Below are 12,569 nucleotides of genomic sequence, written 5' to 3'. Positions count from 1 at the left end.
CCCGTTTAAAAATTAAATCCACCAAATCCGCCAAACCCACTCATCCCTTTGTCGGACATTCCGTGGTTTTTCTCCATCATTTCGTACGTAATTTCCTCGTCTGGGTTATGACGAAGTTCAATAATATAGTCGAAATCATCAATAGAGTACTCCGAATGTTGGATAAACATGTCCGGGTGTTCTACTACTTTAATAGTAGGCATCCGCATCATTTCTCTTACTAACATTTGATGTTTCTCATCATTTGACTTTCTTGTTACTATACCATCTAAAATAAAAATGTTACGATCACTAAACTCGTCCCCTGCAAGCTGACTTCTGATTGTTTGCTTAATCATTGTAGAGGATAGAAAAATCCACTTCTTGTTAGCACAGACACTAGCAGCAACAACTGATTCCGTTTTACCGACACGTGGCATACCTCTAATACCAATTAGTTTGTGGCCTTCCTGCTTAAATATTTCTGCCATGAAATCAACTAGCAAACCTAGCTCATCTCTTACAAATCGAAAGGTCTTTTTATCATCTGCATCACGTTGTATATACCTTCCATGTCTAACAGCTAAACGGTCTCTCAACTTAGGTTCCCTAAATTTGGTTAATTGAATCATTTCCATCGTAGAAGCAATATGCTCAAAGCGTTCAATATTTTCTTTTTTTTCGGCTTTAATCAACATTCCTCGACGGCCTTCGTCAACACCATTAATTGTGACGATATTAACTCGTAGCATACCAAGTAAAGAAGCGATATCTCCCAAAAGTCCAGGACGATTTATTTGAATGTCATATTCAAAAAACCATTCACTTGCCATAGTTATCTGTCCCCTCTATTTAGATGACGTTTCATTTCATTATAAGTTCTATCATATATGATTTTTGAGATGAATAAAAGAAAAAAAGAAAAGAGCTACAGGATCCCTCTCTTTTCTTTTTACATCAAATATACCATCCACCATTTACTCGGATAATTTGACCAGTTATATAATTTGCTTTCTCACTTACTAAAAATTCGACAGCATTTGCCACATCATCCGTAGTACCAAATACACCAGCAGGTATTTCTTCTAATAACAGATCTCGTGCTTCCATATCTAAATGATGATTCATTTTAGTATCAATAAATCCTGGTGCAACAGCATTGACTGTAATTTTCTGCAAAGCCACTTCTTTTGCATATGCTTTCACAAACGCATGCTGAGCACCTTTTGCAGCGGAATATGCTACCTCATAAGAAGCCCCGGTGTCTCCCCATATAGAACCTACAAAAACAATGGAGGCATTCACATTTTTTCGAAGTTTGGGTGTAAGTTTTCCAGCTAAATAAATTGGATGTTCAACATGCACTTGGAAAAGATCTCGTATTTCAACTAATGTCGTCTCTTCTAACCCTTTATACAAACTATGCCCTTGAGCAAATATAATGGACTGAAGCGAAAATATCGAGGATACTAAAGATTCTACAGACTCAGAACTCCTCATATCCGCTTGAACGAGCAAAAAATCTTGTTCTGGATAAGAAGACTCTAGTTTTGCTAACAAGCTTTTTACAAGTTCTTCATTACTAGCAAAATGTAAGTACAATGACCAACCAGCTTCAGCAAGTTTATAACTGATTGCATGACCAATCTCACCTGATGCACCTACAACTAGAGCAAATTTGTTAGTCATTTTGCTTCTTCTCGTTTGGAAGAACGGTAAATACTGTATGCATTTCACTGTTAGTTAATGATTTAAACGCATGTTTTACTTGTTCCATCGTTAAGTTTTCCAAAGCAGGGACTACATCAAATAAATTCATCTTGTTAAACGAATATCGAGTAAATTGATTCGCGATATATTCAATAGAATTTAAAGCACGTAAGAAAAAGCCAATCTTTTTACGTGTAACACGCTTTAAGTCATCTTCCGTGTATTTCCATTCATTCTGAGTATCTGCGATTGTTTGTTTAATGGAAGCAACAAGTGCTTCAGGATTAGTGGAATCTGAACCAATCATAGTAAATCCATAGCCATGTTCCATTGAAAAATCCGCAGAGTATGATTCATCAATATATCCTTTTTCGTATACATCTTGATAAAAGACTGAAGTTCTACCAAAAATTAATTCGACTGCCACCTGCATGGAAAGTTCATAATTCAACATTTCATTTCCAAAGATATTTGTATTATTTGATTTAATTCCGAACATTACTTTAGGTTTTTGTACATCCATTTGAAGAGTACGTTCTTGAATATCAACAGATAATTGCTCATTTGGGAAAAATCTTTTTATTTCCTGCGGTTTTTCAAATGATTTTGACGCTTGATCCTCTTTTATAAAATTCATCATTATCTCTGGATCCACTGCACCGACCACAAATACCATCATGTTAGATGGATGATAAAAAGTGTTGTAACATTCATATAAATGATCTGCAGTTATTTTATTGATAGATTCAATTGTTCCTGCAATATCAATTTTCACAGGATGTTCTTTATACATATTTTCAATCGTACCAAAATACAATCGCCAATCTGGTTGGTCGTCATACATGGTAATTTCCTGGGCAATAATACCTTTTTCTTTTTCTACTGTTTGTTCTGTAAAGTAAGGTTGTTGAACAAAATCAAGCAAAGTTTTTGTATTATCTAACACATGATCTGTGGACGAAAATAAATAAGAAGTTCTCGTAAACGAGGTAAAAGCATTAGCCGAAGCACCTTTTTCACTAAACTGTTGAAAAACATCGCCTTCTTCTTTTTCGAACATTTTATGCTCTAAAAAATGAGCAATCCCGTCTGGAACGATAACCGGTTCCTCTTTGCCAAGAGGGATAAACTCACGATCAATTGAGCCATAATTAGTTGTAAATGTTACATAGGTTTTGGAAAAACCCTTTTTCGGTAAAATATATACATTTAAACCATTCGGTAGTTGTTCATTGTATAAAGTCTCATCTAATTGTTGAAAATAAGTTTTATTCATTCTCCGCACCATCCTTACCAGATAGGAAATAGACGAATTCCTTCTCTATCTTAGAAGCCATTTGTTGAATTTGGTCTTTTGTCACATTAGACCATTTTTCAAACCAATCTTCTACTGTAAATTCTTCATTCAATTCTTTATATTGATCATAAATTTCAATTTGTGCACGAGCAGAATCTAACGCTTCCTTTAGCTGGTTCTTTAACATCGATCTCGTTTGATTTATTTCTAAATCAGAAATCTCACCAGCTTGCATTACCTTCAGTTGTTCATCAATCAGCTGTACTGCTTTTTCTTGTAAGTTCGAATCTATTCCAGCTAACACGAATATTAAACCATACATCGATGAATAACTACTAGATGCGTAATAAGCCATACTTTCTTTTTCCCGAACATTCATAAATATTTTTGAATGAGCAAATCCACCAAAAATCCCGTTTGTCATCTGCATAATTGGAAATTCTTCAGAGAAGAAAGTAATTGGTGTTTGATAGGCAATATGTAATTTACCTTGTTTCATCTCTTGTATTTCATGTAAAAATTCGTTTTTATGACCTACTTTTTGTGTATCGTGTTTGGATGATACTTTATCTTTGCGAGCTGTAAATGGGAAGTGACTTTCTATTTTCCCTTTGATGTCATTAACATCTACGTCACCAACTATGTAAATAGATAATTCATCATCGTTTATTATTTTTCTGTGCATTTCAACTAATTGATCATTTGTTACTGCTTGAACTGCAGGTACCGTTCCATTTGAAGATATGGAAGCAGGGTGATCTGGACGAATGTTTTCGAGCAAACGTTGTTGAGCATATCTAGTTTTATCATCATACATGGATTGAATTCGTTCGATAACTTGTTCCTTCTCACGTTTTACGATGGAATCAACAAATTTACCATTTACTAAAAGGGGTTTATAAATTACTGTAGAAAGCAAGGAAATTACTTCGTCTACTACCTTTTCATTAGACAAATAAGCATCATTTACAGTTTCAGCATTCAACGAAAAGATATGATTATTACCTTTTTTTATCGTATCGAAATATATAACTGCCCCATATAATTCATCTACACGTTTACGAAATTCGGAATTCGTAGGATATATTTCATTACTATATTGAAGTATATTGGCAAGTACTGCACGAATTGAGGCATCTTGAACATTAATTGGCTGTTTCCATTTAAATGAAATATTAATTGTTTTAAATTGTTCTGTCGGTCTAACATAAAGCTTAACACCATGTGCAAGTTCATACTTCTGAAACATGTTGTTATCCCCCTTTTTCTATATAGTTTACTCTATCTTCTATTCACTATACATCTTCCTTTTAAACTATGCCAAATAAAAGGGACCAAATAAATTTGGTCCCTACAGATTTAACAATAGTATACATCTAACGTGTCTCTTAAGACGATCAAAATAAACGTTTAAAAACTTATCGTTTACCTTTTATATATGGAATTCCACTTGCTTTCGGTGCATATGCTTTACCTATAAATCCAGCAACCGCCAAGATCGTCAAGACATAAGGTAGTACATGTAAGAAATAACTTGGTATTTGGTCAATGTAAGGAATTTGCCCTCCCACAATACTTAGCGCTTGAGCAAAACCAAAGAATAAAGCCGCTCCTAGAGCACCAAGTGGATGCCATTTACCAAAAATCATTGCTGCAAGTGCCATAAATCCTTGTCCATTTATAGTAGTATGGCTAAACTCTCCTGAGATAGATTGCGAATAAACCGCTCCCCCTATACCAGCTAGAGCTCCAGATAATACAACCGCTATATAGCGCATTTTTGTAACATTTACACCCATCGTGTCTGCTGCCATCGGATGTTCACCAACAGCACGTAATCTCAATCCAAATGGAGTTTTATAAATAACAAACCAAGCTAGAATCGCTATTGCTACAGCTAAAATCGACGTTGAATAAACATCCTTAAAGAACATTGGTCCTATCACCGGTATATCACTTAAAAATGGTATGTCAAATCGTATAAAACGTTCTTGAATATAATCTGTTTGACCTTTACCATAAATCATTTTCACTGAGAATAATGCAATTGCGACACCAAGCATATTGATCGCAACCCCAGAAATGGTCTGGTCAGCACGGAAAGATATTGCTGCAACTGCATGCATTAAAGAAAAAATTGCTGAGACAACCATAGCTGCAAGTAATGAAACCCAAGGAGTAAAGGCTCCAAAAGTATCTACGAACATTAAGTTAAATAATATACCAATAAATGCTCCCATTACCATCAAACCTTCAAGTCCAATATTAATAACACCTGAACGTTCAGAAAACACCCCACCAATGGCAGTAAAGATTAATGGAGCAGCATAGAAAATAGCCGATGGAATAATGAAATATAGAACATCTAAAAAGCTCATATTATTTCGCCTCCTTTTTCTTGTTCATTTTTTCAAGGAAATAGCGAATAACGTAACCACAAGCTACAAAGAAAATAATGATTGCAATAACAATCGATACAATTTCAACAGGTATTCCTGCTGCGTTCGGCATATTTAAAGCCCCATATTTTAAAGCCCCAAATAAAGTTGCTCCGAAAACCACTCCAAGTGGAGTATTCGCACCTAAAAGGGCTACGGCGATACCGTCAAAACCTATTCCAGTAAATCCACCTTTTACATTCGCGTATTGGAATGTACCAAGTGCCTCCATAGCTCCAGCTAGACCAGCAAAAGCCCCAGAAATAACCATAGATAAAATAATATTTTTATTTACATTCATACCAGCATATTGAGAAGCATTTTTGTTAAAACCAACTGCTTTTAGCTCGTAACCAGTCGTAGTTTTTTCTAAGATAAACCACATTAATAAAACCATCGCAAGAGCAATGAAAATACCATAATGTAAGCGTGAAAAGTCAGTCATACTTTCAAAAAATGCCGACTTTAATGAAGCGGTCTCTTTAATAGTACCTGTGTTATCTCCTCCATCCGAAATAATCCGGATAAGGGCATTTGTTGTATGAAGTGCAATGTAGTTCATCATAATCGTTACAATTACTTCATGAACTTGCAACTTCGCTTTTAATAATCCAGGAATAAATGCCCATATAGCACCTGCTAATGCAGCAGCAATAATAGCAAATGGAAGATGTATATACATTGGTAAATCGAAAGCTACACCAACATATGCAGCTGCGAACCAGCCAACTAAAAGTTGTCCTTCTACCCCAATATTAAACAATCCTGTTCGGAACGCAAAAGCCACTGCTAGACCAGATAAAAGGTATGGTGTTATTTGACGGATTGTCTCTCCGATTGCATATGAATCTCCAAAAATACCATTCCATAATGCAATATAACCTTGTACTGGATCATATCCACTAACTAGCATGACGATAGCTCCGACAAGCAACCCTAAAATAACCGATATAACAGGGACAAGAATATTTACTACTCTATTCGACATGCTGTTTATCCCCCTGGTTCACTTCAATTTCTTCTCTTATGCTTTGACCTGCCATTAACAAGCCAAGCTCTTGCTCAGTTGTATCTTTCGGATACACAGTATCAACAATTTGGCCATCATGAATAACCGCGATACGATCTGAAACATTCATTACTTCATCTAATTCAAATGAAAGAAGTAGTACTGCTTTTCCATTATCACGTTGTTCGATTAAGCGTTGATGAATAAACTCGATAGCACCAACATCAAGACCTCTCGTTGGTAATGCAGCAATTAGAAGTTCGGGATTTCGAATAATCTCACGACCAATAATTGCTTTTTGTTGATTTCCTCCTGATAAGGAACGCGCAAGTGTATCTTCACCTTGAGTACGAACATCAAAGTCACTAATTACTTTTTTTGCTAGCTCCGATACTTTCCCATAATCCATAATTCCTTTATTCGAAATAGGTGACAAATAGTATGTTTGTAACGCAATATTATGCCCTATTGAAAAGTCTAATACTAAACCATGTTTATGACGATCTTGTGGGATATGCCCAACTCCTGCTTCTGTCACTTGACGAGGCTTTTTGTTCGTAACATCTTGTCCATTGATAGAAATAGTACCTTTCTTAACTTTACGAAGGCCAGTAATAGCTTCTATTAATTCGGATTGTCCATTCCCATCAATACCAGCTATCCCTAGTATTTCTCCTTTACGAACTGTTAAGTTTAATCCCTTAACTTTTTCAATTCCTCTGTAATCCGTAACAGTTAAATCTTTAATAATAAGCGAGTCATCAGTAGGATGGGCCTCTTCCTTAATTGTTTTAAAGTCGACTTGTCTTCCTACCATTAGAGAAGCAAGTTCATTTGGATTTGTCTCGGCAGTAATAACTGTTCCAATTCCTACACCTTTACGAATGACTGTAACACGATCAGAAACGTCCATTATTTCTTTTAATTTGTGCGTAATTAAAATAATAGATTTTCCTTCTTGGATAAGTCTTTTCATAATTTGAATTAGTTCATGAATTTCTTGAGGTGTTAAAGAAGCAGTAGGTTCATCAAAAATTAAAATTTCTGCTCCACGATAAAGTGTTTTCAAGATTTCAACACGTTGTTGCATACCTACAGAAATATCTTCAATTTTTGCGTTTGGATCTACATCTAAACCATACATCTCGGATAATTTCTGTATTTTTTTTGAAGCATCTTTAATATTGATAGTTCCATTTTTCGTTAACTCATTACCTAAAATAATGTTTTCAGTTACCGTAAAATTTTCTACAAGCATAAAATGCTGATGTACCATACCTATTCCAAGATCGTTGGCAACGTTTGGATCAGTTATCTTAACTGATTTCCCGTTAACTTTTATTTCACCAGCTTCTGGTTGATATAGACCAAATAAAACATTCATGAGAGTGGACTTTCCAGCACCATTCTCCCCTAGCAGAGCATGAATTTCTCCCTTCTTTAATTGAAGGGTAATGTTATCATTTGCAACAAACGATCCAAACTCTTTACGAATGCCAAGCATCTCTATTACATAATCCAATGAATTCACTCCCTACTATACTAGTACAAAATTAATACAAGAAAGACTTTAAATTTTCATCTTATAGATTATTGGAAATAGTTTCATAATCAATAACCCTTATAACCTGAAATGTCTATCTATTAAATTAGACTCAAAAATCTAATGAAGACTTTAAATATTTAAAATCTTTCATCTACTAATTAAAGAATCATAAAGACCGATAACTCGGCCTTTATGATGTGCGTTACAAAATTATTCTACTGTTTCAGGTACTACGATTTCACCTGAAGCAATTTTATCAGAGAACTCTTTAACTTTTGCTAGAACATCTTCTGGAATAGCTCCACGAGAATCAGCAAGGCCAACTCCTTCTTCCGCTAAACCATAAGTTACTGTTTTTCCACCTGGGAAGTTTCCAGCCATTGTTTCTTTTGCAATGTTTTGAACTGCTACGTCAACACGTTTTTGCATAGATGTAAGAGTTACGTTAGTATCACCAACTGCACCCTCTTCGTATTGGTCAGAGTCAACTCCGATTACCCATACGTTAGCATTTGCATCTTTTGTTTTACGTTCTTTTGCTTCAGCGAATACACCATTACCAGTACCACCAGCTGCGTGGAAAATAATATCTACTCCTGAAGAGTACATACGGTTTGCAGTAGTTTTACCAAGTGCTGCATCATCAAATTTCCCTGTATATTGAACATCTACTTTAATGCTTGGATCTACAGCTTTAACACCTTCTAAGAAACCAGCTTCAAAACGTTCGATAACTGGAATTTCCATTCCACCAACGAATCCGATTTGTTTAGATTCTGACATTAGAGCAGCAGCTACACCTGCTAAGAATGAACCTTCTTGCTCTTTAAACATTACAGAAGCAACGTTTGGTGCATCAACAATAGCATCAATGATAGCAAGTTGAGCATCTTTTTGTTGCTCAGCAATAGTTGCAATTGGTTTTTCCATTAGGAAACCAATACCATAAACTACGTCAAAGTCACGACGAACTAAGTTATTTAAGTTTGTATTGTAATCAGCGTCTGATGCAGATTGAAGGTAATCATATCCACCGTCACCTTTTTCAAGACCGTTTTCTTTCCCAAATGCTTCAATACCTTCCCAAGCTAATTGGTTAAATGATTTGTCATCTACTCCACCAACGTCAGTTACCATTGCTAAAGAAAAGTCTTTTGCTTCACTTGCAGTTGAACCTGAACCTTCATTACCTTTTGAAGGAGTAGCCTCATCTTCTTTTGCACCACATGCTCCAAGAATTGTTCCAGCAGCAAGTACAAGTGACAGTCCTAATCCAAATTTACGTTTTGTCAAATTGAAAACCCCCATTTTTTTTCTTATTAGCAGGAATTTAAATCTTTTTACACCCTTTTCCGAACAACATGAAAGCTAAATTTATCAGCTCGAAAATAGTTTTTCGAGTACAAAACTACACGATCATTTTCATCGTAGTGAAGTTGTTTTAATACAAGCAATGAAGTTTCTGGTTCACAGTTTAACGTCGGTGAAGCAATTTCATGATATCCCACTGGATCAATAAATGTTACCGCATGCGAAACTCTAATTTCTCCCGATTCCTCTAATGCATTAAATATAGAACCTTCTTCTCTAACAAGAAAATCATTTGGCAAGTAATTTTCTGGAACTTTATCTATACAATATACAACTGGCTCACCATTTGCAGTACGGACTCGTTCCATCGATATTATTGATTGTTCTTCACTACACTGAAAGCGTTTTATATCATCTTCAGAAGCAAGTGATTGCATAGAACTAAGATAAATTGTTCCCGGTTCCATTCCTGCACTTCGAATCATGGATGAAACACTAGATAATTGTTCAATTCCTGAAGTAAAAACAGGCTTTGAATTAACAAATGTGCCGACACCATGTCTTCTAATAATGACATTTTCTTCTTCCAATAAGCGAAGTGCTTCTCTTAAAGTTGCACGACTTACTCCAAGCGTTTTAGCTAATTCAAATTCTGACGGAAGCTTTTCCTTTTCTTTGAATATGCCATTGTCAATGTCTTGTTTAAGACGATCAATTACTTGAAGATACAGATGACGATGGTCTATTTTGATTGTCAACGAAAACACCACCATTTTGAAGAGATCAGACCTCCGATGTAAAAGATTCCTACTAATCAGTCATACTATAACATTTTTAATGATTGAAATAAATACTTTTATTAATATTAGAATAAAAGATTTAACGTAAAATTTAACTAAATGTAATGTTTTTGTCATATTATATCTTCAAAGTGTGATACTAATTGCAAAAAAATAATTATATATGTCCTCATATTTCTTCATCTAACGCTTGTTTAGATATAAGCACTTGCCGTGGCTTACTTCCTTCATATGGACCAACAACTCCACCCATTTCGAGCTGATCAATAATTCGAGCAGCACGAGAGTATCCGATTCTAAAACGACGTTGTAAAAGGGAGACAGATGCAGTCTGCATGTCTGTTACTAATTGCAAAGCATCCTCATATAACTCATCTCGGTCTAGTTGTTCTGAAGATTCTTCCACTTCATCTGGAATCATTTCTTCCTGATAATTTGCTTTTTGTTGTTCAATGACAAAATCTACTACTCGTTCTACCTCAGCATCTGATAAATATGCACCTTGAACACGGACAGGCTTCGAACTTCCAGCAGGTAGGAAAAGCATATCTCCACGCCCTAAAAGTTTTTCTGCTCCTCCCATATCTAATATAGTTCGTGAATCAATAGCAGAAGATACTGCAAATGCTATTCTCGAAGGAATATTTGCTTTAATAATACCCGTAATAACATCCACACTTGGTCGTTGTGTAGCAATTATTAAATGAATACCAGCTGCCCGTGCCATTTGTGCAAGTCTCGTAATAGAATCCTCCACATCACTTGAAGCTACCATCATTAAATCTGCTAACTCATCAACTATTACAACTATATATGGAAGTTTTGGATGTTTCTCTTCATTTTCTTCATTCCATTTATCAATGTGTTCGTTATATCCACCTATATTTCGTGTTCCTGTGTGAGAAAATAAATCATATCTTCTTTCCATTTCCGATACAATTTTTTTCAAGGCTTGTGAAGCTTTTCTTGGATCTGTCACAACTGGAGCTAAAAGATGGGGAATGCCATTATACACATTCAACTCTACCATCTTAGGGTCAATCATCATCATTTTCACTTCATGAGGTTTAGCTCGCATCATAATACTGATTATTATTCCATTAATGCAAACACTCTTCCCACTACCGGTAGAACCTGCAACGAGTAAATGAGGCATCTTGTTTAGTTCCGCTAATACAGCTTGTCCCGTCACATCTCTACCAAAACCAATTAGAAGCTTTAGATTAGGCTTGTTATTTTCTTTGGATTCTAGCACTTCACTCAGGCTAACAATTGCAACTTCCTTATTCGGAACCTCTATACCGACTGCAGATTTCCCTGGAATTGGAGCTTCAATTCGAATATCTCTCGCTGCAAGTGCTAAAGCTAAATCGTCATGTAGGCTTACAATACGGCTTACTTTTACTCCTACATCAGGAAGCACTTCATATTTTGTAACTGCTGGCCCTAAATGAACCTGAGTAACTTTTGCTTTTACTCCAAAACTTAAAAAAGTTTGTTCTAGCTTTTTTGCATTCGCCTGAATTGCATTTAATTCTCCACTTTGATCACTGTGAGTAGGTGAATCTAAAAGTGACATCGATGGGAGTTGATAATCTTCATTTTCAATAACTTCTGATTCCATATTAATTTCTAATGGTTCGGGAGCTTCTGTTGACTCTTCTCTTTTAGAAATTCGTTCCGTAAATGCAGAAATGATAGGAGCCGAATCTTGAATTATTTCTTCTTCTAATGGAAGAGTTTTTTCCTCGTGGATAGTAACTGCTTCTTCTTGGACCATTTCTTTTTTTGTTCTTCTTGCTTTTCTCTCCGATACTACTGGTTTTGATTTTTTCTTACGTCTTTTAAACAACTCTTTAAATTTAGGAGATACCTCAACTAAATAAGGAACTAGTGCTTTACCTGTTATTAATACTATGCCTATAAATAGCAATAGCCATCCAGCTACTTTTGCTCCAGCAGCATCAAACAACACATGAAAAGAGGCAAACAGGATAGCACCAATCATTCCACCACCAAGTGAACTGCTTCTATCTGTAATTCCTCCACTTTCTACTAATACTCTATAACTTTCTCTTAGTACAGAATTTGTTACTAATGCATTTCCACTAAAGAGCTGTTCAAAGAGAGATAAATGACTAAATAACAAAAGACTACTTAATACAAAGGCAAAACCTAATAAAAGTCGATGATTCCAAGAAGGAAATGTTTGTTTAATCATAATAATTAGTGCAAAAACAATTAATAGAAACGGTACAGCAATATGCCAATTACCGAATAGAAAATAACCTACATACGCTAAACTTTTTCCGACAAGGCCGTATTCATAAAACGAGATAATTGCAATTCCAATAACGATTAATCCAATAATTTCATACATTAATGGATGTAACGTTTTTTTGGCTGCTGCTTTTTTGACTGGTTTTTTCCTTTTTTGTGCCATCTAAGTCACCTGCTTTCCTCAAAATGATAAAAAGGA

General features: G+C 35.4%; 10 protein-coding genes. All 10 read right to left on the bottom strand.

Annotated features, from left to right (window positions below; genetic code table 11):
- Positions 1-5: 5 nt before the first annotated feature.
- Positions 6-812 (bottom strand): YmfK family protein, encoded by an 807-nt coding sequence (locus AN959_RS06625; RefSeq protein ID WP_056829344.1) that lies wholly within the window; start codon positions 810-812, stop codon positions 6-8.
- A 124-nt stretch (positions 813-936) separates the two neighbouring features.
- Positions 937-1,668, bottom strand: coding sequence for an elongation factor P 5-aminopentanone reductase (gene ymfI / locus AN959_RS06620; RefSeq protein ID WP_056829342.1), 732 nt, complete (start codon positions 1,666-1,668; stop codon positions 937-939).
- Positions 1,661-2,965 carry an EF-P 5-aminopentanol modification-associated protein YfmH gene (gene yfmH, locus AN959_RS06615; protein WP_056829341.1) on the bottom strand — a complete coding sequence of 435 codons (1,305 nt, stop codon included), beginning with the start codon at positions 2,963-2,965 and terminating at the stop codon, positions 1,661-1,663. The genes ymfI and yfmH overlap by 8 nt, the downstream gene beginning before the upstream one ends.
- Positions 2,958-4,235, bottom strand: a complete 1,278-nt coding sequence (gene yfmF, locus AN959_RS06610; protein ID WP_056829338.1) for an EF-P 5-aminopentanol modification-associated protein YfmF — start codon at positions 4,233-4,235, stop codon at positions 2,958-2,960. Before yfmF ends, yfmH begins: the two co-directional genes overlap by 8 nt.
- Before the next feature lie 169 nt (positions 4,236-4,404).
- Complete coding sequence (locus AN959_RS06605; RefSeq protein WP_056829337.1) at positions 4,405-5,364, bottom strand: ABC transporter permease; 960 nt, start codon at positions 5,362-5,364, stop codon at positions 4,405-4,407.
- A gap of 1 nt (position 5,365) precedes the next feature.
- Positions 5,366-6,412 (bottom strand): ABC transporter permease, encoded by a 1,047-nt coding sequence (locus tag AN959_RS06600; RefSeq protein ID WP_056829335.1) that lies wholly within the window; start codon positions 6,410-6,412, stop codon positions 5,366-5,368.
- Positions 6,402-7,955, bottom strand: coding sequence for an ABC transporter ATP-binding protein (locus AN959_RS06595; protein ID WP_056829333.1), 1,554 nt, complete (start codon positions 7,953-7,955; stop codon positions 6,402-6,404). The genes AN959_RS06600 and AN959_RS06595 overlap by 11 nt, the downstream gene beginning before the upstream one ends.
- A 234-nt stretch (positions 7,956-8,189) precedes the next feature.
- On the bottom strand, positions 8,190-9,272 hold the full coding sequence (locus AN959_RS06590) for a BMP family protein (RefSeq protein ID WP_056829330.1): 1,083 nt from the start codon (positions 9,270-9,272) through the stop codon (positions 8,190-8,192).
- Between the two features lie 47 nt (positions 9,273-9,319).
- Entirely contained in the window at positions 9,320-10,048 is a 729-nt protein-coding gene (locus tag AN959_RS06585; protein WP_053589925.1) for a GntR family transcriptional regulator, read from the bottom strand.
- Between the two features lie 211 nt (positions 10,049-10,259).
- Positions 10,260-12,533 carry a DNA translocase FtsK gene (locus AN959_RS06580; protein ID WP_056829329.1) on the bottom strand — a complete coding sequence of 758 codons (2,274 nt, stop codon included), beginning with the start codon at positions 12,531-12,533 and terminating at the stop codon, positions 10,260-10,262.
- Between the last annotated feature and the right edge of the window lie 36 nt (positions 12,534-12,569).

It is taken from the genome of Psychrobacillus sp. FJAT-21963 (genome assembly GCF_001420585.1).
Taxonomy (GTDB): Bacteria; Bacillota; Bacilli; order Bacillales_A; family Planococcaceae; genus Psychrobacillus.
The sequence above is the reverse complement of the archived record's forward strand: the minus strand, read 5'-3'. Positions and strand labels throughout refer to the sequence as shown.